Below are 23997 nucleotides of genomic sequence, written 5' to 3'. Positions count from 1 at the left end.
CACCATCGTTGTAAGTGACATCGTGCCTCGCCCCTCACCCGGATCGCTGACGCGATCCGACCTCTCCCCGTAAAGGACGGGGAGAGGTGAAGAAGACACCAAGGAGAACTCCCATGGCCTCGGCACAAGTGATCCGCCTGCACGCCGACGACAGCGTCCTGATCGCGCGCGCGAGCCTGCCGCCGGGGCTTGAGGTGACCGAGGGCGTCACCACGGTCGATCGCATTCCAGCGGGCCACAAGGTCGCGATCAAGCCGATCGCGCCAGGCGAGCCGATCCGGCGCTACGGCCAGATCATTGGCTTTGCGACCCAGGCGATCGCGCCCGGCCAGCATGTGCATACGCAGAACTGCGGCATGGGCGATTTCGCCAAGGATTATGCCTATGGCGCCGACGTCAAGCCGGTGCCGAACTTCGATCTGCCGGCGACATTCGAAGGCATCCGCCGCGCCGACGGCCGCGTCGCGACCCGCAACTATATCGGCATCCTCACCTCGGTGAATTGCAGCGCCCATGTCGCCGGCATCGTGGCCGACATGTTCAAGAAGAATCCGTTCACCAGCGACAATCCGCTCGCCGATTACCCGAATGTCGACGGCGTCGTCGCGCTGACCCACAAGACCGGCTGCGGCATGACCCAGGACGAGCCCTTGGCGCTGCTCCGCCGCACGCTCGGCGGCTATGCGCGCCACGTCAATTTCTCCAACGTCATTGTGCTCGGCCTCGGCTGCGAGGTGAACCAGATCGGCGGCCTGATGCAGGAGCAGAAGCTCGCCGGTCGCCTGCGCGCGATGGACATCCAGGAGGTCGGCGGCACCCGCAAGACAGTGGAAGCCGGCGTTGCCTTCGTCAAGGAGGCGCTCGCCGATGCCAACAAGGTCAAGCGCGAGGCGGTGCCGGCGAGCGAGCTCACCGTGGCGCTGCAATGCGGCGGCTCGGATGGTTACTCCGGCGTATCCGCCAATCCGGCGCTCGGCGCGGCGAGCGATCTGCTGGTCCGTCACGGCGGCACCGTGATCCTCTCGGAGACGCCCGAGACCTATGGCGCGGAGCATCTGCTGACTCGCCGCGCCGTCAGCCGCGAGGTCGGCGAGAAGCTGGTCGGCCTGATGCGCTGGTGGGAGGAGTACACCCAGCGTGAGGGCGCCGAAATGAACGCCAATCCGAGCCCGGGCAACAAGGCCGGCGGTCTCACCACCATCCTTGAGAAGTCGCTGGGCGCGATGGCCAAGGCCGGCAGCACCAACCTCGTCGACGTCCTCAACTACGCCGAGCCCGTCACCAAGAAGGGCTTTGTGTTCATGGACACGCCCGGCTACGACCCGGTCGCCGCGACCGGGCAGGTCGCGGGCGGCGCCAACCTCGTCTGCTTCACCACCGGCCGCGGCAGCGTGTTCGGCTGCAAGCCGGCGCCGTCGATCAAGCTCGCCACCAACACGCCGATGTACAAGCGGATGGAAGACGACATGGACGTCAATTGCGGCACCATCCTCGACGGCGAGGAGAGCGTGCAGGAATGCGGCCAGCGCATCTTCGACCTCATCCTCAAGACCGCCTCGGGCCAGCCGACCAAGAGCGAGAGCTTTGACTTCGGCGGCGCTGAATTCGCGCCGTGGGTGCTGGGCGCGACGATGTAGTTTAGAGCCACGATCTAGCCTTTCACTCCGCCGTCGTCGCTGCGAAAGCTGGGACCCATAACCACCGGCCGTAGTGATGTGCGAGGCGTCTGCCATCGTCTTTCATCATTAGGACCACGCGGTCTGGGTCCCTGCTTTCGCAGGGACGACAAGGAAGTACGTTGGCGAATGAAGCTTCCCGGACTACGCTGCGCTCCATCCGGGCTACGGATGGGACGGAGGAAGCATGCGCGCGCGTTGGTTGGGAATTGTTGGATGCATCACATTTCTCGCCGCTTTGAGCCTCGGCGCCGGTTCGGCTGACGCCGCAACCATAGTCGCGCTTGGCGCGAGCAATACCTACGGCAAGGGCGTGGCGCGCAACCAGGCCTATCCCGCGCAGCTCGAAGCGATCTTGCGGGCGAAGGGATTGAGCGTCCGCATCGTGAACGCCGGCATCAACGGCGACACCACGGAAGGGATGTTGCAACGCCTGGACCGCGCCGTCCCGAACGGGACCCGTGCGGTTATTTTGCAGCCAGGCGGCAATGACCGGCGCAAGGGCAGGCCTGACCGGACCGCGGATATCCAAAGTCGTCTCAGCGCCCGTGGCATCGCGGTGATCATGCTCCCTAACGGGATGCTGGGTGGACTCCCCCATCAGCCCGATGGTGTGCATTTGACCCCCGAGGGCTATCATATGCTCGCCGAGCAGCTTGCTTCGCAGGTATCCGGCGCAATCGGCCGCTAGCAATCGCGTAGCCCGGATGAAGCCAACGGGTCGCGCGAATGCGCGCCCGATGAAAGGCTCCGCGCAATCCGGGACTCTTCTTGCGGATGAAGACCCCGGATTTCGCTTTCGCTCCATCAGGGCTACGGATCGCGCCCTTACCTTGGGCACCCCGTGCCCGTTGTTAGTGCTTGATGTCGACCGGCAGCAGTGTTCTGCTCAAAAAAGCTGCTGGAGCCCTCGGTCCGTGTCGATATCAGTCGCACTGCATCACGTCACGCGCTACAAATACGACCGGCCGATCGATCTCGGGCCTCAGACCATGCGGCTTCGGCCCGCGCCGCATACGCGCATGCCGATCACGAGCTATTCGCTCAAGGTCACGCCCGCCAATCACTTCGTGAACTGGCAGCAGGACCCGCAGGGCAACTGGCTGGCGCGCTACGTCTTTCCAGAGAAGACCACCGAGCTCAAGGTCGAGGTCGATTTCACCGCTGACATGACGGTGGTCAATCCGTTCGACTTCTTCGTCGAGCCCTTTGCCAACAGCTTTCCGTTCGAATATCCCGGCGATCTCAAGACCGAGCTCGCGCCCTATCTCGAGACCGATGAGGCCGAGCCGCTGCTCGCGGCTTACCTGAAGGAGATTCCGCGCCAGGCTGACAGCACCGTCAACTTCCTGGTCGAGCTGAACGCGCAGCTGCAGAAGAAGATCAGCTACGTCATCCGCATGGAGGCCGGCATCCAGACGCCGGAGGAGACGCTTGCCGCGGGCTCCGGCTCCTGCCGCGACTCGGCGTGGCTCTTGATCCAGACGCTGCGCCACCTCGGGCTCGCCGCGCGTTTCGTCTCCGGATATCTCATTCAGCTGCGGCCGGACATCGATCCGCTCGAGGGGCCGCGCGAGGTCGAGAGCGATTTCACCGACCTGCACGCCTGGGCCGAGGTCTATCTGCCGGGGGCGGGCTGGATCGGTTTCGACGTCACCTCCGGCATGCTGACCGGCGAGGGCCACATCCCGGTCTGCGCCACGCCACACTATCGCTCGGCCGCGCCGGTGACCGGCACCGCGGGCGTTGCCAATGTCGAGTTCGGCTTCGAGATGAGCGTCAAGCGCATCGGCGAGGCGCCGCGCATCACCAAACCATTCTCCGATGAATCCTGGGCGCGGCTCGACCGGCTCGGCGAGCAGGTCGATGCCGACCTGAGGAAAGACGATGTGCGCCTGACCATGGGCGGCGAGCCGACCTTCGTTTCGGTCGACGATCTGGAATCGCCGGAGTGGAACGTCGCCGCGGTCGGTCCGACCAAGCGGACGCTTGCCGATGAACTGATCCGCAAGCTGCGCACGCGGTTCGCCCCCGGCGGCCTGCTGCATTACGGCCAGGGCAAATGGTATCCCGGCGAGAGCCTGCCGCGCTGGGCGTTCGGTCTCTACTGGCGCAAGGACGGCAAGCCGATCTGGAAGAATGCCGAGCTGATCGCCGGCATCGAGAATTCGCGCAGGGCCGAGATCGCGGAGGCCCAGCGTTTCGTCGAAGTGGCAGCAACCAAGCTTGGTCTCGGCGCCGACTATGCCATGCCGGCTTATGAAGACCCCGCCTTCTGGCTGCAGCGTGAAGCCGGCCTGCCGGCCAATGTCAGCCCAGCGAATTCCAAGCTGACCGATCCGGAAGAGCGCGCCCGGATGGCGCGGGTGTTCGATGAGGGGCTGACCACGCCGAAAGGTTACGTGCTGCCGATCCAGCGCTGGAGCCCGCTAGGCGATCGCGTGCCGGCACGCTGGCGCAGCGAGCGCTGGAAGATCCGGCGCAGCCATCTGTTCCTGTCGCCCGGCGACTCGCCGCTGGGCTTGCGGCTTCCGATCACCTCGCTCGAATATGTCACGCCGGACGATTATCCCTACGTCGTCGAGCGCGATCCGATGGCGCCGCGCGATGCGCTTTCCGACGAACTGCAGCAGGCATTGAAGGAGATTCCCGAGCCGCTGCCGGTGCGCACCGCGATGTCGATCGAGGTTCGCGACGGCGTACTGTGCGCTTTCATGCCGCCGGTCGAGAAGGTCGAGGATTATCTCGACCTGATCGCAGCGATCGAAGCCGCCGCCGAGGAGCTGCAGCTGCAAGTCCATGTCGAAGGTTACGCGCCGCCCTTCGATCCGCGCATCGAGGTAATCAAGGTGACGCCGGATCCCGGCGTGATCGAGATCAACGTGCAGCCGGCGCAGAGTTGGCGCGAGGCCGTCGACATCACGCTCGGCCTCTATGAGGACTCCGCCAAGACGCGGTTAGGGGCCAACCGTTTCCTGATCGACGGCCGCCACACCGGCACCGGCGGCGGCAACCACATCGTGGTCGGCGGCAGCAGGCCGGAGGATTCACCGTTCCTGCGCCGGCCCGATCTGTTGAAGAGCCTCGTGCTGTACTGGCAGCGGCATCCGTCGCTGTCCTACCTGTTTTCCGGCATGTTCATCGGCCCGACCAGCCAGGCGCCGCGCATCGACGAGGCGCGGCATGACGGGCTCTATGAGCTGGAGATTGCGCTGTCGCACGTGCCGCCGCCGGGCATGGATGGGCCGCTGTGGCTGGTCGATCGCCTGTTTCGGCATATCCTGGTCGACATCACCGGCAACACCCATCGCGCCGAGATCTGCATCGACAAGCTCTATTCGCCCGACGGCCCGACCGGCCGGCTTGGCCTCGTCGAATTCCGCGCGCTCGAAATGCCGCCCGACCCGCGGATGTCGCTGGCGCAGCAACTGTTGATCCGCGCGCTGATCGCAAAGCTGTGGCGTGAGCCGCAACAGGGCCGGTTCGTGCGCTGGGGCACCGCGCTGCATGACCGCTTCATGCTGCCGCATTTCCTCTGGGAGGATTTCCTCGGCGTGCTCGCCGAGCTCAAGCAATCCGGCTACGACGTCGAGCCGGAATGGTACCAGGCGCAACTTGAATTCCGTTTCCCCGCCTTCGGCCGCGTTCATCATGGTGGCGTGGGTCTCGAACTGCGGCAGGCGCTCGAACCCTGGCATGTGCTGGGCGAGGAGGGCACCTCCGGCGGCACCGTACGCTACGTCGATTCGTCGGTCGAGCGGCTGCAGGTAAAGGCGACCGGATTCGTCGATGGGCGCCATGTCATCACCTGCAACGGCAGACGGATGCCGATGACCGAGACCGGCCGTGCCGGCGAGGCGGTCGCCGGTGTCCGCTTCAAGGCCTGGCAGCCGGCCTCCGGCCTGCATCCGACCATTCCCGTGCATGCGCCGCTGACGTTTGACCTGATCGACACCTGGAACGGACGCTCGCTCGGCGGCTGCGTCTATCATGTCGCCCATCCCGGCGGCCGCAACTACGAGACCAAGCCGGTCAATTCCTACGAGGCCGAGGCGCGGCGGCTGGCGCGCTTCCAGGAGCACGGCCATACCCCCGGCAAGATCGAGACGCCGCCGGAGGAACGCACAATTGAGTTTCCCTTGACCCTCGACTTGCGGACGCCGCTCCTGCACTAATTGTGTCAAGGGGAAGTGGAATGTCCGCATCGGGTGGCCAAGGCAATAGTCAAGGCAGCAGTCAGGAGAGCAGGGCCCGTCCCGGTCAGCGCCGGATGGCGCAGTGGACCCGCGACTATGTCCGGCTGCCCGGCATTCCCGACGAGTATATTGCCGACAACGGCGCGCCGCGGCCGGTCTGGGCCCGCTTCTTCGACGCCTTTGCCGCGCTGTCGCCGGCCGATATCGAGCGCCGCTTCGCCTCCGCCGATCGCCATCTGCATGAGGCCGGCGTCACCTATCGCGCGCCGGGCGACACTTCCGACCGGATCTGGCCGCTCAGCCATCTGCCGCTGATCATTGACGCGGCGGACTGGCGCCAGCTCGCCGCCGGTGTCGCGCAACGCGCGCAGCTGCTGGAGATGGTGCTGGCCGATCTTTACGGCGAAGGCCGCCTCGTTGCGGACGGCGCCATCCCTGCCGCGGCGATCGCCGGCAGCAGCGAGTATCTGCGCGCGGTCAGCGGCATCAAGCCGCCGGGGGGCCGCTATCTGCATCTCTATGCCGCCGACATCGGCCGCGGGCCTGACGGCCGCTGGTGGGTGCTCGGCGATCGCACGCAGGCACCGTCGGGCGCGGGCTACGCGCTGGAAAACCGCCTGGTGCTGTCGCGCGCCTTTTCCAATCTCTACAAGTCGATGAATGTCGAGCGCGTCGCGCCGTTCTTCGAGGCGTTCCGCGATTCGCTGCGCGCCAGCGCCGATCGCGACGAGCCGCGGATCGGCCTGCTGACGCCCGGCGCGTTCAGTGAGACCTACTTCGAGCACGCCACGCTGGCGCGCTATCTCGGTTTCCTGCTGGTCGAGGGCGACGATCTCGCGGTCTCCGGCGACCGCGTCCACATCCGCACCGTCGCCGGGCTGAAGCGGCTCGACGTGCTGCTGCGCCGGGTCGATTCCAACATGCTCGATCCGCTCGAGCTCGACGCGTCCTCCTATCTCGGCGTGCCCGGGCTTGTCGAGGTTCTGCGCAAGGGCGGCGTCGTGGTCACCAACATGCCGGGCTCCGGCGTGATGGAGGCGAGGGCGCTGCTCGGTTTCCTGCCCAATCTGTGCCGGCGCCTGCTCTCTGAAGACCTGATGATGCCGCACATCGCGACCTGGTGGTGCGGCCAGAAATCCGCCCGCGAAGAGGTGCTGTCGCGGCTCGACGAGTTCGCGATCGAAGGCGCCTATGGCCGCGGCGTTGCGGATTTTCCCGGCAACGGACCGGTGCTCCCGGGCGAATTGTCGGCAGCGGACCGCGACCGCCTGAAGGATGCCATCAGCCATCGCGGCATCGATTATGTCGGTCAGGAGCTCGTGCGGCTGTCGACCACGCCGGTATGGGAGAACGGTCGCATCGCGCCGCGTCCGTTCGTGTTGCGGGTGTTCGCGGCGGCGACGCCGAGCGGCTGGACTGTGCTGCCCGGCGGCTTCTGCCGGATTGCCGATCGGGCCGACGCGCGCGCGGTGTCGATGGGCGATGGCGCGGTGTCCGCCGACGTCTGGGTGGTCTCCGACAAGGCGGTTGAGACCTCGACCCTGCTGCCGGCGGTCGACACCGTCCGCATCCGCCGCATCGCCGGCGTGCTGCCGAGCCGCGCCGCCGACAATCTGTTCTGGCTCGGCCGCTATCTGGAGCGCGCCGAGGCCACCATCCGGCTGATCCGCGCGCTATGCACGCCGCTGCGCGATCCTGCGCGCGCGAATTCGAACGGCTCGGCGCCGGCGATGCATTCGGCCGAGCGCATCCAGCGCATGCTGGTCGCCTGGGGTGCGGCCTCGCAGACCGCGCGCGCCAATCTCGCCAAGGTCGCGCTCGAAGCGTTGCAAAGCGAGGAGAAATTCGGCTCGGCGCTGTCGCTGGTGCGATCCGCGCAGCGCACCGCGACCTCGCTCCGCGAGCGGCTGTCGCCGGACGCCTGGCAGGTCATCACCGAGATGGCTGATCGGCTGGCCATCGAGGTTCATGACGATGACGGCGTCGTCAGCGCCGCCGAACTGACCTTGCAGGAGCTCGCGAGCTTCGCCGGCCTCGCGCAGGAAAACATGAACCGCGCCGCCGGCTGGCGTTTCCTCGAAATGGGCCGTCGCGCCGAGCGCGCCGTCAACACCACGCGCTTTGCCCGTCAGTTCGCATATGACGAAGCCGGTGATGAGGATCTCGACGTTCTGCTCACGCTGGTCGACTGCCAGATCACTTATCGCTCGCGCTATCTGGTGCAGCCGCTGCTCGCACCGGTGCGCGATCTGGCGGTGCTCGACCCCTATAATCCGCGCTCGGTCGCATTCCAGGTCGCGGCGCTGAACGAGCATGTTGCCGCGCTGCCGAGCCTGAAGGAGCATGGCCTGATCGAGCGGCCGCAGCGTCTTGCCGTCGCGGTCGAGGCAATGCTCACAACGGCTGAAGCCTCGAGCCTCGACGTCAAGACGCTGTTCGCGCTGGAGCAGGATCTGCTCAACCTCGCCGACGCGATCGGGCTGCATTATTTCCCGCACGGACCGAATGCCAGCCGGCCGGAGAAGCTCACGGGGCTGGCGTGATCTACGACATCCGTCACGTCACGACCTACAGCTACGAGACCCAGGTCAGCTTCGCGCGCTGCTCGCTGCGGCTGGAGCCGGTCACTGGCGACGGGCAGCAGTTGATCTCGCATTCGGTCGAGATCCGTCCGAGGCCCGCGGAACGCACCGCAAGGCGCGACTTCTTCGGCACGCTCACTGAAAGCGTCCTGATCGAGACCGCGCATCGCAGTCTGCGCATCGATGCCCGCTCGCGGGTCTCGGTGGCGCGGCAGCCGCCGGCGCGCGACGCCGCCAGTCCGCCCTGGGAAGACGTGCGTGACAACGCGTTCGAGGCGTTGAGCCTCGATGCGGCCTCGCCGGTCGGCTACGTCTTTGCCAGCGCGCTGGTGCCGGTGCTGCGGCCGGTGACGGCCTACGCTTCCGCGAGCTTTTTGCCCGGTGGCGGCATCCTCACCGGGGCGGCCGACCTGATGCGCCGCGTCCGTAACGACTTCAAATACGATCCCAAGGCGACCGTGATCTCGACGCCGCTTCGCGACGTGTTCGAAAAGCGACATGGCGTGTGCCAGGACTTTGCCCATGTGATGATCGCGGGGCTGCGCGGCCTCGGCCTGCCCGCGGCCTATGTCAGCGGCTATTTGCGCACCATTCCGCCGCCGGACCAGCCGCGGCTGCAGGGCGCGGACGCCACCCATGCTTGGGTCTCGGTCTGGTGCGGCAGCGCGCTCGGCTGGGTCGGGTTCGACCCGACCAACGATCTGATGGTCGGGAGCGACCACATCATTCTCGCCATCGGCCGCGACTTTGCCGACGTCTCGCCGGTCGATGGCGTCATCGTCGGCGCGCGCAAGCAGAAGGTCGCCGTTGCGGTCGACGTGCTGCCGGTGGGGTGAGCCGGGATGGGCGCGCGGCGCGCTCGACCGCGCCAATGCGGTCGCGATCAGGCGACGTGCCGCTTGCCCGATTTGTCCCACCCGATCGGGCTGACGATGACGCGGTCGCGGCCTTCACGCTTGGCTTGATAGAGCGCAAGGTCCGCGGCCTTGAGCAGATCGCGCGATGTGCGCTCGTGGTCCGGGACGAGGCAGGACAATCCGATGCTGACGGTCGGCAACTCAGGCTCGGATTCCCGCGCGGCCGCCAGCTTGGTGCGGATCCGTTCGGCAATTTCCAGGGCGCCCGCCTTGCCGATGCCCGGCAGCAACACCGAAAACTCCTCGCCGCCATAGCGGGCACCGAGATCAGTTGCACGCTTGGCGCTGCTTGCGATGCACCGTCCCACGGTGGTGAGCACGGCGTCGCCGGCCTGATGCCCGTAGGTGTCGTTGTAGATCTTGAAATGATCGACGTCGATCATCAGAAGCGAGACCGGCGCCTTTGCGCGCATGCCACGGCGCCATTCTACGTCAAGGGTATCGTCAAGGCGGCGGCGGTTGGCGAGGCCTGTCAGTGCATCCGTGTTCGCGAGGTGCGCGAGCCGGTCTTCCGCGGCGGCCCGCCGTTTGAGAGCGGCCACCAGGTAGAACATCAGCACGATCGAGAAGCCGCAGAGCGCTGCCACCACGCTGCCGATCAGCCAGAGCTGCTGCCACCAGTCGGCATAGATGCCGTCGAGCGCAAGACCCTCGGCGATGAGCAGGCGATTGTGTCCGACCGCCTGGAAAACATAGAGCCGGCTGACATGATCGACGATCGATTTCGTGATGTAGGAGCCGGATTGTCGTGCCGGAAATTGCTTGAAGACCAGAGAGTCCTTGATGCTTTGCCCGATCTTGCTGATGTCGAACGGGGCGCGCATCAGTATGACGCCATCGCTGTTGAACAGCGCCATGCTGTCGCCGAAGCCGAAGTTCAGCTTGCGAAACAGATTGTGGAAATAGCTGAGTCGCATGCTGCCCGCGACCACGCCGGCAAAGGAACCGTCGTCATTGTTGATGCGGCGGCTGAGGCTGATCAGATATTCGCCGTCAGAGGTAATCCACGGAGCGCTGATGAACAGCCCGCTGTCCGCTCGCGTCTGATGTGCCCGGAAGAAGTCTCGATCGGCGAGATTTGCGGCCCGCGGCGTCACTGACTTGGAATCGAGCGTGACGTCCCCCGCCGCATTCAGCACGAGGATCGAGCCGAGGTCCTTGGCCGTGGCGGCGCGGTCGAACAGCACGACCTGGCGAAGCTCCGGGCTGATCTTGCCGAGCTCCTGCAGCTTGACGCCGTCGGCGACCGCCTGGAGCGAGAGGTCGTAGAGGTCGATGTTGCGGTCGATCTCGCTGGCGATGGAGGCGACGAGGTTGGTCGCACCTTGCTTCGCATGCTGATAGTCCTTGCCCGCCATCTCCCAGAGGATGGATGCGCAGATCGCCGAAAAGCAGAGAACGAGGCCGATCCCGAGCGCAAGGAGCCGTTTGGTCGGCACTGCCTTCGGCTTTAGCAAAAGCCCGTTCATTGCTCGGTTCCACTTCCCCGCGCCCTCGCGCAGCGACGCTTTTCTATGGAGGCATCAAATTGAGAAATGCGACCCGAAGCGGAGGCAATTTGTGTCCGTGCGTTGGGAGAGTCTTAACCATCCGGATTGCCGGGGCCCTGTCGCAGGGCCCCGCCAGATCGCCGCTCAGGTTCCGGTCCGCTGCAGGCCGTCGGCCGCGTCGCTGCGCAGGTTGCGGAAGAACTGCTCGACCTCGCGCGACAGCGTCTCGGCAGTTGTGGTCAGATCGTTCGAGGCCGCGAGCACCGATTCCGCCGCCTTGCTGGTTTGGTCCATGTCATCGCGGAGCGAGCCGACATTAGTGACCAGGGTTTCGTTGCCCTGGGCGGCCATCTGGGCATTGGCGGAGATTTCGCGCGTCGCCGCGTCCTGCTGGCCGACCGCGCTCGCGATGTTCGCGGTGACGTTGCTGATCTCGCGCACCGCCTGACCGATCTCGCGCACGGCGGCCACCGAGTTGCGGGTCGAGGCCTGGATCAGGCCCACATTCTCGCTGATCTCGGCGGTTGCCTTCGCGGTCTGGCCGGCCAGCGCCTTGACCTCATGCGCGACGACGGCGAAGCCACGGCCGGCATCGCCGGCGCGGGCGGCTTCGATGGTGGCGTTGAGGGCGAGCAGGTTAGTCTGCTCGGCGATCGCCTGGATCAGGCTCAGCACCCCGTCGATGCGCTGGGTGGTGGCGGCAAGGCCCTCGATCTCGGTGATCGAGCGGTCGGTGCGCGCACCGGCCTGATCGACTGCGCCGGACGACTGCTTGACCTGGCGGCCGATCTCCTCGACCGAGGCGGAGAGTTCTTCGGCTGCGCCCGCCACCGCGGAGACGTTGCTCGAGGCCTGTTCGGTGGCGCCTGCCGCCGCCACCGCGCGGCCGCTGGCGTCCGACGCGACGGTTGCGATGGTCTGCGCGGTTTGACGCATCGTCGCGGCGTTGTCGTGCACCGCGCGGAGCACCTCGCCGATCGTGCCACGGAACGCTTCGACGAAGGTCTCGATATGCCGGCCGCGCGCGTCGCGCGCCTCGGAATCCTGTACGACCTGCGCGTTGAGGCTGCGATTGCGGTCCATCGCCTCCTGGAAGACCTTGATGGCGCGTGCCAGTGCGCCGATCTCGTCGCTGCGCCCGACATGCGGTACTTCGACATGGTCGGTGCCCTCGGCGACGCGCTTGATCGTCATGGTGATCTGCGACAGCGGCCGGGCCACCGAGCGGGCGATGATCAGCACGCCGAGTACCACCACAATCAAGGCCAGGGCGCCGAGGCCGGTCAGCACCAGCGCCATCGTGCGGTTGGTGTCGGTCTCGCGCGCCAGCTTCTTGCTGCGCTCGGCATAGACTTTGGAGAGCGCTTCGAGATCCTTGTTCAGCGCGGTGCGCACGTCGCGGTTGGCGTCGTTGTCGCCCCACTCCCGCCCGGCTGCGGCGCCGATCTCGATGCCGCGGCGTACCAACTCCTTGCGGAAATCGATGAACTGCTCGATGCGCTTCTTGAACACCGCGAACTGGGCGGCGTCGTCGGCCTGCACCAGGGTTTCCCAGTTCTTGACCACGCCGAGAATACGTTCGTTGAACGCCAGCAGTCCGGCGCCGTATTTCTTCACCGCCGCCGGATCGGTCGACATGTAGATGCCGCGGGATTCCATCACCACGGCATAGACCAGCGAATTGACCCGCTCGACATTGAGCGCGGCACGGCTTGCGAGGTCGACGGCCTCGGTCAGCTCGGCGTTGCGCCGCGCATTGTATTCGGAGAGGAAGGTGATGGCCGCGGTCAGCGCCGCAATCAGCGCAAACGTCGAGTACAGCCTGGCAGCAAGCGAGAATCGGGATGCCATTGGAGGCCGGGACATGGAGATGGAGAATGTGACGGGGGCGGGCATTGCGGGGCACTCCAAGAGGCCGGGGAGTACCTTCGGCCGATTAAAGCTTATGCAAAATTTTCATGGACAATTTCTTAACGGGTGAGTTTTGTGTCGCCGCAACCGTTAAAATCCGTAAATAATCTCAATACCTTATGGGCTGCATTGAGTCTGGCGGGTGCTCGTGGCTCGCTTCCGTGCCGGTGATGCGCCGCGATCACCGCCAACGGCGCCGGCACGCGGGGCGAAGCCGATGGCACGCCTTTCGCAAAGAGGTGCTAGATTGCGCTGCCCAGCCCGCGACGAACCCCCATGCTCTATCGTCACACCATCGACGCCACCAATTACGCATTCGACGATCTGCGCATCCTGCTTGCCAAGGCCTCGCCGCCGCGTTCAGGCGACCGCTTGGCCGGCATCGCCGCCGACAGCGCGGAGGAGATGATCGCAGCGCGGCTTGCGCTGGCCAATGTTCCGCTCAAGCAATTCCTCGATGAGCCTGTCATCCCGTATGAGGATGACGAAGTCACCCGTCTGATCCTCGACAGCCACGACGTTGCCGGCTTTCTGCCGGTGTCGTCGCTCACCGTCGGCGGATTCCGCGATTGGCTGCTGTCGGATGCCGCCAGCGGGGAAGCGATCAAGAAGATCTCGCGCGGCATCACGCCAGAGATGGTTGCGGCGGTGTCGAAGCTGATGCGCAACCAGGATCTGATCCTGGTCGCGAAGAAATGCGAGGTCACGACCCGCTTCCGCAACACCATCGGTTTGCGCGGGCGAATGAGCACGCGGCTGCAGCCGAACCATCCCTTCGACGATCCCAAGGGCATCACCGCCTCGATTCTCGACGGGTTGCTGCTGGGAGCGGGCGATGCCTGCATCGGCATCAATCCGGCGAGCGACGATCCGAAGGTCATCGGCACCCTGCTGCGGCTGTTGGACGACATCATCACGCGGCTCGAGATTCCGACGCAGGGCTGCGTGCTGACCCATGTCACGACCACGCTCGGACTGATCGGGCAGGGGCTGCCGGTCGATCTCGTGTTCCAGTCGATCGCCGGCACCGAGGCGGCCAATCGCAGTTTCGGCGTCGACCTCTCGCTGCTGCGGGAGGCCCGGGAAGCCGGGCTGTCGCTGCGCCGCGGCACGGTCGGTGACAATGTGATGTATTTCGAGACCGGGCAGGGCTCAGCGCTGTCCGCCAATGCTCATCACCAGGTCGACCAGCAGACCTGCGAGGCGCGGGCCTATGCGGTGGCGCGTGCGTTCGATCCGCTGCTCGTCAACAGCGTGGTCGGCTTCATCGGTCCTGAGTACCTCTATGACGGCAAGGAAATCATCCGCGCCGGGCTCGAGGATCACTTCTGCGGCAAGCTGCTCGGCCTGCCGCTCGGGATCGACGTCTGCTACACCAACCACGCCGAGGCGGATCAGGACGACATGGACAATCTCCTGACGCTGCTCGCGGCCGCCGGCGTGAACTTCATCATGGGCGTGCCGGGCGCGGATGACGTCATGCTGAACTATCAGTCGACATCGTTTCACGATGCGCTCTATGTCCGCGACCTTTTCGGCCTGAGGCGGGCCCCCGAATTCGACGACTGGCTCGCGCGCGTCGGCCTTGCCGGGCAGGACTTCCGCCTCGTGGCCGATGCGGAGCGGCTGCCCGACCTCGCTGCCAGGCTCCTGACCTGAGGGGGATAGCGAAATTCTGCAGAGCAACTATCTCGTCGTTATGACGTTAAGTAGTGCCACAATGTTGAAGAATTTCTGGCCCAGCGTTCCGCGCCGTGGTTAGATTTGCCGGTGCTTCGGGGTCGCTTGATGAGAGCTGAGGGCATAGAGACAGTACGACGTATCCTCTGCGTTTTTCCGCGCTATACGTCGTCGTTTGGGACCTTCGAGCACGCCTACCCCCTCACTGACGGCGTCAAGGCGTTCATGCCGCCGCAGGGCCTGCTGCTGATCGCCGCATACCTTCCCGAGAACTGGCCGGTCCGTTTCGTCGACGAGAATCTGCGTCCGGCGACGGCGGAGGATTTCGAGTGGGCGGATGCCGTGTTCGTCAGCGGTATGCATATCCAGCGCCAGCAGATGAACGACATCTGCCATCGCGCGCATGACCATGACCTGGTGGTCGCGATCGGCGGCCCGTCGGTCAGTGCTTGCCCGGACTACTATCCCTCATTCGACTACCTCCACGTCGGCGAGCTCGGCGATGCGACCAATGAGCTGATCAAGCGTCTGGCTGATGATACCAGCCGTCCCGACGAGCAGGTGGTGCTTAAAACCATCGACCGGCTGCCGATGACGGAATTCCCGCTGCCGGCCTATGAGCTCGCCGAAACCAAGAAGTATTTCCTCGGCAGCATCCAGTTCTCCTCGGGCTGCCCCTATCAGTGCGAGTTCTGCGACATCCCCGGGCTCTATGGCCGCAATCCGCGCCTGAAGTCGCCGCAGCAGATCATCGCCGAGCTCGACAAGCTGCGCGCCTGTGGTGCCACCGACACCGTGTATTTCGTCGACGACAATTTCATCGGTAACCGTAAGGCCGCGAGCGAGCTGTTGCCGCACCTGATCGAGTGGCAGAAGCGGACCGGATATGTCACGCGCCTCGCTTGCGAGGCGACGCTCAACATCGCCAAGCGTCCCGAGATCCTGGAGAAGATGCGCGAAGCCTACTTCGTGACGATCTTCGTCGGCATCGAGACGCCCGATCCCGACGCGCTGAAGGCCATGCACAAGGATCAGAACATGATGGTTCCGATCCTCGAGGGCGTGCGCACCATCAATTCGTTCGGCATGGAGGTCGTCTCCGGCATCATCATGGGGCTCGATACCGACAAGCCCCAGACCGGCGACGCGTTGCTCTCCTTTGTCGAGGAGTCGCGGATTCCGCTGCTCACCATCAACCTGCTGCAGGCGCTGCCGAAGACGCCATTGTGGGATCGGCTCGAAAAAGCCGGGCGGCTGATCGATGACGAGGGCCGCGACTCCAATGTCGAGTTCCTGCTGCCCTATGAGGACGTGGTCAGTTCCTGGCGCAAATGCATGGAAGTTGCCTACGAGCCGAAAAGGCTGTTCGCGCGCTATTTGCATCAATGCAACTACACCTATGCCAATCGCATCAAGGTGCCGGTCAGTCCGGAAATGAAGAGCTGGGCCAACATCCGGCGCGGCCTGATCATGCTCCGCAACATCTTCTGGAAGGTCGGCGTGCTCGGCGACTACAAGCGCGTGTTCTGGAAGTTTGCGCTTGGCCGGCTCAAGCGCGGCGACATCGAGGGATTGATCTCGGCGACGTTGGTTGCGCATCATTTGATCACCTTTGCGCGTGCAGCCTCCAGCGGCCGGCAGAACGCCTCGAACTACTCGATCCGGCTGCGCGAGGCTTCCGTCCCCGCCGAATAACAGCATGACGACACCGCCGGCGCCCTTGTCCCCTTCGCTTGCCGATCTGCGCGAGCTCACGCCGGCGCGCGTCGGCCTTGGCCGGTCCGGGGCCAGCCTGCCGACCGATGCGCTGCTGTCGTTCACGCTCGACCATGCCCGCGCCCGCGACGCCGTCCACGCCGCCTTCGATGTCAGAGGGATCGCGGCCGGTCTTGCCGGCCTCGGCATCACGCCGCTTGAGGTATCGAGCCAGGCGCACAGCCGGCGCGACTATCTGCGGCGGCCCGATCTCGGGCGCATGCTGGATTCTGCGTCGCGGCGGTCGCTCGAGACCTGCGGCATCACAACATGCCCCTGCGCCATCGTGATCGGTGACGGCCTGTCGCCCACGGCGGTCAATGTGCATGCCGTCGAATTGATTCGGCATCTCGTGCCGCGCTTGGCGGCCGACAAGATCGACGCCGGCGCGGTGATCGCAGCGTCCGGCGCGCGGGTCGCGCTCGGTGACGAGATCGGCGCCATCGTCGGCGCGCGCATGCTGGTGATGCTGATCGGCGAACGGCCGGGCCTGTCCGCTCCCGACAGCCTCGGCGCCTATCTCACCTTCGCGCCGCGAATCGGTCTCACCGACGCCGACCGCAACTGCATCTCCAACATCCACCATGCCGGGCTGAGCTATGCGGAGGCCGCATTCAGGATTTCGTGGCTTGTGCGCGAGGGCCTGGCACGCCAGATCACAGGGGTCGCGTTGAAAGATGAAAGCGGCGGTGGATCGTCGAGGAATGCGCTACCAGGGTGTGACAAATCAGATACTTAATGGCGGGGATCGGCGGTTCCGTGTCGATTTGGTCAGCCCCTCGCGCTTGCGAGCAAAGGGGCGGGCAGGTAAAACCGGCGCCGGTCAATATTCGCGTGTTTTCAAGGACTAGCGCCGATCAGTTGCGCTCACCCGCCTCATTCGCGCCCCTAGACCCAAGCTAGACAGATTGAGCCGTTTTCAGAACTGGACAGGGCATGCTCGAAAAGAATTCCGAAAGTCAGGTCCACGTCGAGAAGATCGAAGAGCCGCGGTCGGGCCTCAGCATCGCGTTCGGGATCGAGCGTCTCGGCCTGATCCCGATGCGGGCGCCGATCCTGTCCTGCATCGTCCTCGTTCTGTTGCTGATCGGCGCCGTGTTCGGCGTGCAACGGATCAAGATCGACGACTCGCTGTCGCAGCTGTTCCGCTCCGACTCCAAGGACTACAAGCAGTATGAGGCGGTGACCAAGCGCTTCCCGGCGACCGAGTTCGACGTGCTCGTCGTGGTCGAAGGCAAGACGCTGCTCGAGCGCGACAATCTCGGCAAGCTGCGTGACATGGTCACGGATCTGCAACTCGTCGAGGGCGTGCGCGGCCTGGTGTCGCTGTTCTCCGCGCGCCAGGCGCCGGAGCGAGGCAAGCTGCCGGCGGCGTTGTTCCCGAACGAGCTGCCCGAGGGCGCGGCCTACGACAAATTCGTCGAGACGGTCAAAAGCAACGAGATCATCCGCGGCAAGCTGCTGTCGGAGGACGGCACGCTCGCGCTGATCGTGCTGTCGCTCGAGCCCGAAGTGGTCGGCAGCAACAAGCTCAGCAAGGTGGTCGGCGACATCAGGAAGATCATGGCCGACGACCTCGGCGGCAGCGGGCTCAATGCGCAATTGTCCGGCGTGCCGGTCATGCAGCTCGAGATCCGCAACGCGGTCGAGCGCGACGGCCTGACCTACAACATCCTCGGCATCCTCGCCGGCTGCATCATCGCCATCATCTTCTTCCGCAAGATATCCTTCATGGTGGCGGCGGCGTTCCCGCCGATGATCGCGATCCTGCTCGCGCTCGGCGGCCTCGGCTGGGCCAATTTCAATCTCAACATGTTCCTCAACGTGATGACGCCGCTCATCATGGTGATCAGCTTCTCCGACTCGATGCAGCTGACATTCGCGGCGCGCGACCGGCTGATCGCCGGGCAGGACAAGTTCACCGCGTTCAAGAATGCGGTGCTGGTGGTCGGACCGGCCTGCGTGCTGACGCACGGCACGGCCGGAATTTCCTTCATCGCGCTGCAGTTCTCGGATTCCGACCTGATCCGCAAGTTCGGCGAGGCCGGGCTGGCGGCGACCATCATCGCTCTGATCGCGGTGCTGTCGCTGGTGCCGGTGTTCGGCGTCCTGTTCGTGCGCAACGAGAAGATCTTTGCGGTCAAGTTCCAGAGCGCGGATGCCGGCGTGCAGGCGCTGCGCAATTTCTGCTACTGGATCGCGGTGCGCATGGTCGGCCGTCCCGGGCTGTTCAGCCTGCTGGCGCTGATCGTGGTCGGCGGCCTCGGCATCATCTACGCCAATCTCGAGCCGCGCTACCGGCTCGCCGATCAGGTGCCGGACAAGCGGCAGGCGGTGGCGGCGTCGAGCCGGCTCGACGCCAAGCTGACCGGCGCCAATCCGGTCGATGTGCTGATCGAATTCCCCAAGGGGCAATCGCTGTACTCTCCGGAGACCTTGAAGACGATTGCCGATGTCCATGCAATGGTCGAGGACTCTGCCGGCGTCGGCAACGTCTGGTCGCTGGAGACCTTGCGGCGCTGGCTCGCCGAAAAGGCCGGCAGCAATGATGTCGCGACGCTGAAGGAATATGTCGACCTGATCCCCGAACACCTGGTGCGCCGGTTCATCGACAAGAATCAGGATGCTGTCGTGGTGTCGGGCCGCGTCCCGGATGTGGACTCGAGCCAGTTGCTTCCGGTGGTGAACAAGCTCGATCATTCGCTGGACAAGGTGCGCGCCGAGCATCCCGGCTACGAGATCGCGGTCACGGGTCTGTCGGTGATTGCCGCACGCAACAGCGCCAGCATGATCGAGAAGCTCAACCACGGCCTCACTATCGAATTCCTGCTAGTCGCGATCTTCATCGGGCTCGCATTCCGCTCGATCGTGGTGATGTTCTCCTGCATCCTGCCGGGCATCTTCCCGGTGGTGCTGTCGGGCACGGTGCTGTGGCTGCTCGGGGAGGGGCTGCAATTCGCCAGCGTGGTGGCTTTGACGGTGTCGTTCGGCCTCGGCCTCAGCGCCACCATCCACTTCCTCAATCGCCTGCGGCTCGAGACCAAGCCGGGTGTCACGCCGGAACTTGCGGTGGAGCGCGCCACCGTCCTGGTCGGCCCAGCGTTGATCCTGACCACGGTGGTGCTGGCCTGCGGTCTCGTCGTCACCGTGTTCTCCGACCTGCCGTCGCTGCGCCTGTTCGGCTGGCTCAGCGCCTTCTCGATGGTCGCAGCCCTGGTTGCGGACCTCTTCATCCTGCGGCCGACCTCGATGTTCCTGATCAACCTGTCGCAAAAGCTCCGCGGCAGGGGCGGCCAGCCCGCGCCGATCGAAAAGGCCTGATCGACGAGCAAGCAAAAAGCTGCAGCAAAAAGGCCCGGTTCCGAAGCGTTCGGAACCGGGCCTTTGTGTCTTGTGGGTGCAATCGGCCGGGAGCGTCAGCTCTTCGTCATCGTGATCGAGACGCCGCGGATCTCGCCCTTGGAGTCGATCTGCACGACCTGCTTGGAGCCGTTGGTCTGCAGGTTCAGGTTGGCGGCAAAGCCGGACGCCTCGACGAACACGTCGATCCGCCCGCCGCCCGCGGTGCCCTGCAGATTGCCGAAGATGTTGCGGCTCGCCTCGCTCCAGTTGCCGGAGATCCGGTCGCCCTGGCTGGTGACGTCGCTGGAGAGGTCGAACTTGTAGCTGTCGCTGGCGCAATGCAGGGACTGTTTCAGGCTCATGCCCGACGGCGCGACCTTGTAATCCGCCTTGCAACGAATCCGTTCAGTCGTGCCGTTGGACAGCGCCACCGTGCCCGTTCCGGTCCACGAGCCGGCAAAACCGGCAAACGGCCCGCTGGCCTGGGCGTGGACGGCGGAGGCAGAGAGCATCAGTGCGGCGCCGACGCCCACAGCCCTGAGAGCCTGACCATAAAGGCTGGAACCAAACCGTTTCATCGTGAATTTTCCCATCAAAATCAACGCTTCCTACGCAAGAAAGCGTCTCGCCGCATCGAAGGTTTAGTGTCACCGAAGAATGTTAGGTTCAAACGACAGAACGGCGCGCGGCGCCCATATTGTCATCGAACAGAATCAGAAACCGTCGGCTTCGTGATGGCATGTAGCTTTGCGCAACTGCTATCCGCAATAGCCGAACGCGACAAAGTGATGGCACGAATCGTCATTGCGAATCAATAACTTATGTAGGGGTTTACAGCGCCGCAAATTTAGCCGCATTTAACGGTGCTTGTCGTCAATCCATTGCCGCGTTACGTGGCGTCTGCAATCCCCAAAATCCGTCCCGGCCATGCCGAAGCGCTTTTCGGGAACAGATTTTCTGCTGTCGGAAATGAAGGAATACGATGCGTAAATTTCTCTTGGCTCTTGCCCTGTTGTCGATCCCGCTCTCGTCCAGCGCCTTCGCCCAGCAGCAGACGCGCGGGACACCCGATGAGCAGAAGGCCTGCACGCGCGACGTGCAGCGTCACTGCCGCGCCGTGATCGATCAGGGCGATTTCACCATTCTCGCCTGCCTGCAGCAGAACCGTAGCAAGATCAGCACCGCCTGCGACCAGGTGCTGAAGACCCACGGCCAGTAAGGCCGCTTCGGGCCCCATGGATCGCCGCAAGGCCCGTGCTCGGCATGTGTGCCGGCCACGGGCTTGGTATGCTGGCGGTCACGGACAGCATTGGTTTTGGTGGCGTATTCCCCTATATGGGGCTCGCAAATCCCCCGCATGCGCTGACCTTTCGCGCCTGCGTCGTGCCATGACCAGTGTAGCCCAAATCTCCCATGACCACCGCGAGCGACCTGCGATCCGGAAAGACCCACCGCGACGAGAATTTCCCGGTCGCGTCGTGGATCATTCATCCGCGGCATCGTGCCCTGATCCTGGCCTTCTATAATTTCGTCCGCACCGCCGACGATATCGCCGATCACGCCACGCTGCCCGCCGAGGAGAAGCTGCGCTACCTCGACCTCATGGAGGCCGAGCTGCTTGGCAATGGCGACACCCAGAAGGAAGCGGTCAATCTGCGCCGCGCCTTCGCCGAGCGCGGCATGCCGCCGCGGCACGCGCTCGATGTGCTGGTGGCGTTCCGCCTCGACGTCACCAAGCTGCGTTACGAGAACTGGGACGATGTGATCGATTATTGCCGGTACTCGGCGATGCCGGTCGGGCGGTTCATGCTCGACGTGCACGGCGAGGATACCTCGACCTGGGCGGCGTCGGACGCGCTCTGCGCCGGGCTGCAGATCAACAACCATCTGCAGGACTGCGGCAAGGACTACCGCAACCTGAACCGTGTCTACTTGCCGCGCGATGCCCTGGCCGCCGCGGGCGCGACCGTCGAGATGCTCGGCGAGGCGAAATCGCAGCCGGCGCTGCTCAAATGCCTGCAGGCGCTCGCGGTGCGCACTGAGACGCTGCTCGACCAGAGCAAGTCGCTCGCCGCCGAGGTGAAGGATTTCAGGCTGGGGCTCGAGATCTCCGTGATCCAGGCGTTCGCCGACAAGATCGTCAACATGCTGAAGGTGCGCGATCCGCTCAGCGAGCGCGTGCATCTGAGTCCGCTCGAACTGCTGCTGCAGAGCCTTGGCGGCGTGGCCGGCGAGACGGCGCGGCGTGCGACCGGACGGCGTGCGGTCTCCAAATCGACGGCTGGCGCATGAGCGTTGAGGCGGCGGCCAACGCAAATTACGGAAGCACCGCGTCGGGCAGCTCGTTCTACGCCGCGATGCGCATTCTGCCGCGCGCGCAGCGCGAGGCGATGTTCCAGATCTACAGCTTCTGCCGGCAGGTCGACGACATCGCCGATTCCGACGGCCCGCGGCCGGAGCGGCTGGCCGCGCTGCAGCAGTGGCGCGACGATATCGACGCGCTCTATGCGGGGCATCCGCCGGAGCGGCTGAAGGACTATGTCGCCTCGGTGAAGACCTTCGGCCTGAAGCGCGAGGATTTTGTCGCGATCGTCGACGGCATGGAGATGGACGTGCCGCAGGACATCCGCGCGCCGGATCTCGCGACGCTCGATTTGTATTGCGATCGCGTCGCGAGCGCGGTCGGCCGACTGTCGGTGCGCGTGTTCGGCCTGCCCGAGGACGATGGCATCCAGCTCGCGTACCACCTCGGCCGCGCGCTGCAGCTCACCAATATCCTGCGCGACATCGACGAGGATGCCGGCCTCGGCCGGCTCTATCTGCCGCGCGAATGGCTCTGGCATGCCGGCATCACCAATAACGACCCGGCCCGCGTCACCGCCGACCGCGCGCTGCCGAAGGTGTGCGCGCCGCTGGCCGAGCGGGCCAAGATGCATTTCCAGAAATCCGACGAGATCATGAAGCGCAATTCGCGCCGCGCCGTGCGCGCGCCGCGGATCATGTCGAAATACTACCGCGCGATTCTCGATCTTCTGATCGCGCGCGGCTTCACCGCGCCGCGCGCGCCGGTACGTGTGTCCAAGGCCGCCAAGATCGGCATCCTTCTTCGTTACGCGATCATCTGATGCAAAAGACCGTTCATATCATCGGTGCCGGCATTTCCGGCCTCTCCGCGGCCGTGCGCCTCGCCAATGGCGGCTACAAGGTGTTTGTCCATGAGGCGACGCAGCAGGCCGGCGGCCGCTGCCGCTCCTATTTCGACGCCGCCACCAATCTCACCATCGACAATGGCAACCATCTGTTGCTGTCGGGCAATCGCCATGCGCTGAGCTACGCGCGCTCGATCGGCACCGAGGCCGGCCTCGTCGGGCCCGCGCGCGCGCAGTTTCCGTTCGTCGATCTTGCCAGCGGCCGGCGCTGGCAACTCGACCTCGGCGATTCCCGCCTGCCGCTGTGGGTGTTCGACGAGGCGCGCCGCGTCCCGGATACGACCCTGCGCGACTATCTCGCCTTGGCACCGCTGGCCTGGGCCGGCACCGGCGCGCTGGTCGGCAACACCATTCCCTGCAAGGGCACGCTGTATGACCGCCTGGTGCAGCCGCTGCTGTTAGCCGCATTGAACGTCGATCCGCCGGAGGGCTCGGCCGGGCTCGCCGGCGCCATTGTGCGCGAGACGCTGCTCGCTGGCGGGCAGGCCTGCCGTCCGCTGATCGCGCGCGACGGCCTGAGCTCGGTCCTGATCGAGCCGGCCGTGAAGCTGCTGCAGGAGAGGGGCCACAGCGTTCAGTTCAGTCACGAATTGCGTGCGCTCGGCATGTCGGGTGATCGCATCAGTGAGCTCGATTTTGGCAATGGCGACAAGGTCGCGCTGGGAGCCGACGACGCCGTCGTGCTTGCGGTGCCGCCGCGCGCCGCGGCCGCGCTGCTGCCCGGCCTGAAAACCCCGACCAAATTCCGCGCCATCGTGAATGCGCATTTCCGCGTCGATCCGCCGCGCGACGCCGCGCCCATTCTCGGCGTGGTCGGCGGCCTCGTGGAGTGGCTGTTCGCGTTCCCGCAACGCCTGTCGGTGACGATCAGCAACGGCGACCGCTTGGTCGACCTGCCGCGCGAGGAGCTCGCGCTGGCGATCTGGCAGGACATCTGCGAGGCCTCGGGGGTTTCCGGCGACCTGCCGCCCTGGCAGATCGTGCGTGAGCGCCGTGCCACATTTGAGGCGACGCCGGAACAGAATGCCCTGCGTCCGGGGCCCGCGACGGCGCAAAAAAACCTGTTCCTTGCCGGCGACTGGACTGCTACCGGGTTGCCGGCAACCATCGAGGGATCGGTGCGATCCGGTGATCGCGCCGCAGATCTGGTTCTGGCCAGACGTTAGATTCGACCTGTTGGCGCGTTTTCGAGCGAAGTGGCTACCGGTTCGCGTTAAGCAAACGCGACTGAACAAAAGG

The 23997-nt window shown here is 65.1% G+C and carries 16 protein-coding genes; 13 read left to right on the top strand and 3 right to left on the bottom strand.

Annotated features, from left to right (window positions below; translation table 11 throughout):
- Nucleotides 1-113: 113 nt before the first annotated feature.
- From J2R78_RS02620 to J2R78_RS02600, 5 genes are all read left to right on the top strand, one after another.
- Complete coding sequence (locus J2R78_RS02620) at nucleotides 114-1637, top strand: UxaA family hydrolase (RefSeq protein WP_253609599.1); 1524 nt, start codon at nucleotides 114-116, stop codon at nucleotides 1635-1637.
- A gap of 226 nt (nucleotides 1638-1863) precedes the next feature.
- Nucleotides 1864-2367: a GDSL-type esterase/lipase family protein gene (locus J2R78_RS02615; RefSeq protein WP_253609598.1), complete on the top strand. Its 504-nt coding sequence runs from the start codon at nucleotides 1864-1866 to the stop codon at nucleotides 2365-2367.
- A gap of 226 nt (nucleotides 2368-2593) precedes the next feature.
- Nucleotides 2594-5851 (top strand): DUF2126 domain-containing protein, encoded by a 3258-nt coding sequence (locus tag J2R78_RS02610; RefSeq protein WP_253609597.1) that lies wholly within the window; start codon nucleotides 2594-2596, stop codon nucleotides 5849-5851.
- Nucleotides 5852-5871: 20 nt separating this feature from the next.
- Complete coding sequence (locus J2R78_RS02605) at nucleotides 5872-8415, top strand: circularly permuted type 2 ATP-grasp protein (RefSeq protein ID WP_253609596.1); 2544 nt, start codon at nucleotides 5872-5874, stop codon at nucleotides 8413-8415.
- Nucleotides 8412-9290 (top strand): transglutaminase family protein, encoded by an 879-nt coding sequence (locus tag J2R78_RS02600; RefSeq protein ID WP_253609595.1) that lies wholly within the window; start codon nucleotides 8412-8414, stop codon nucleotides 9288-9290. The genes J2R78_RS02605 and J2R78_RS02600 overlap by 4 nt, the downstream gene beginning before the upstream one ends.
- A 47-nt stretch (nucleotides 9291-9337) precedes the next feature.
- Here the strand turns inward: J2R78_RS02600 and J2R78_RS02595 are convergent, their stop codons facing one another.
- Together J2R78_RS02595 and J2R78_RS02590 are read right to left on the bottom strand one after the other, a co-directional pair.
- Nucleotides 9338-10840, bottom strand: coding sequence for a sensor domain-containing diguanylate cyclase (locus tag J2R78_RS02595; protein WP_253609594.1), 1503 nt, complete (start codon nucleotides 10838-10840; stop codon nucleotides 9338-9340).
- A gap of 165 nt (nucleotides 10841-11005) precedes the next feature.
- Nucleotides 11006-12712: a methyl-accepting chemotaxis protein gene (locus J2R78_RS02590; protein ID WP_253609593.1), complete on the bottom strand. Its 1707-nt coding sequence runs from the start codon at nucleotides 12710-12712 to the stop codon at nucleotides 11006-11008.
- Nucleotides 12713-13048: 336 nt separating this feature from the next.
- Between J2R78_RS02590 and J2R78_RS02585 the strand changes: the two genes are divergently transcribed.
- The 4 genes from J2R78_RS02585 (at nucleotide 13049) to J2R78_RS02570 (ending at nucleotide 19528) form a co-directional block, all read left to right on the top strand.
- The gene (locus J2R78_RS02585; RefSeq protein WP_253609592.1) at nucleotides 13049-14431 is read left to right on the top strand and encodes an ethanolamine ammonia-lyase subunit EutB; all 1383 of its coding nucleotides are present in this window, start codon (nucleotides 13049-13051) and stop codon (nucleotides 14429-14431) included.
- A 129-nt stretch (nucleotides 14432-14560) separates the two neighbouring features.
- Entirely contained in the window at nucleotides 14561-16147 is a 1587-nt protein-coding gene (locus J2R78_RS02580; protein WP_057015704.1) for a B12-binding domain-containing radical SAM protein, read from the top strand.
- 4 nt (nucleotides 16148-16151) lie between these two features.
- Nucleotides 16152-16946 (top strand): ethanolamine ammonia-lyase subunit EutC, encoded by a 795-nt coding sequence (gene eutC, locus J2R78_RS02575; RefSeq protein WP_253609591.1) that lies wholly within the window; start codon nucleotides 16152-16154, stop codon nucleotides 16944-16946.
- A gap of 197 nt (nucleotides 16947-17143) precedes the next feature.
- Nucleotides 17144-19528 (top strand): RND family transporter, encoded by a 2385-nt coding sequence (locus J2R78_RS02570; protein WP_225641687.1) that lies wholly within the window; start codon nucleotides 17144-17146, stop codon nucleotides 19526-19528.
- Nucleotides 19529-19623: 95 nt separating this feature from the next.
- Here J2R78_RS02570 and J2R78_RS02565 read toward each other — a convergent pair whose 3' ends face one another.
- Nucleotides 19624-20127 (bottom strand): hypothetical protein, encoded by a 504-nt coding sequence (locus J2R78_RS02565; RefSeq protein WP_028331723.1) that lies wholly within the window; start codon nucleotides 20125-20127, stop codon nucleotides 19624-19626.
- 404 nt (nucleotides 20128-20531) lie between these two features.
- Here J2R78_RS02565 and J2R78_RS02560 point away from each other — a divergent pair, with 404 nt between their 5' ends.
- The 4 genes from J2R78_RS02560 (at nucleotide 20532) to hpnE (ending at nucleotide 23924) form a co-directional block, all read left to right on the top strand.
- Nucleotides 20532-20768: a hypothetical protein gene (locus J2R78_RS02560; protein WP_092083335.1), complete on the top strand. Its 237-nt coding sequence runs from the start codon at nucleotides 20532-20534 to the stop codon at nucleotides 20766-20768.
- A 194-nt stretch (nucleotides 20769-20962) separates the two neighbouring features.
- Nucleotides 20963-21841, top strand: a complete 879-nt coding sequence (gene hpnC, locus J2R78_RS02555; protein ID WP_253609590.1) for a squalene synthase HpnC — start codon at nucleotides 20963-20965, stop codon at nucleotides 21839-21841.
- Entirely contained in the window at nucleotides 21838-22674 is an 837-nt protein-coding gene (gene hpnD, locus J2R78_RS02550) for a presqualene diphosphate synthase HpnD (protein WP_076833035.1), read from the top strand. Before hpnC ends, hpnD begins: the two co-directional genes overlap by 4 nt.
- The gene (hpnE, locus tag J2R78_RS02545; RefSeq protein WP_253609589.1) at nucleotides 22674-23924 is read left to right on the top strand and encodes a hydroxysqualene dehydroxylase HpnE; all 1251 of its coding nucleotides are present in this window, start codon (nucleotides 22674-22676) and stop codon (nucleotides 23922-23924) included. The genes hpnD and hpnE overlap by 1 nt, the downstream gene beginning before the upstream one ends.
- Nucleotides 23925-23997: the final 73 nt, after the last annotated feature.

Origin of the sequence: Bradyrhizobium sp. USDA 4538, from assembly GCF_024171045.1 — a bacterium.
Taxonomy (GTDB): Bacteria; Pseudomonadota; Alphaproteobacteria; order Rhizobiales; family Xanthobacteraceae; genus Bradyrhizobium; species Bradyrhizobium australafricanum.
The sequence above is the reverse complement of the archived record's forward strand: the minus strand, read 5'-3'. Positions and strand labels throughout refer to the sequence as shown.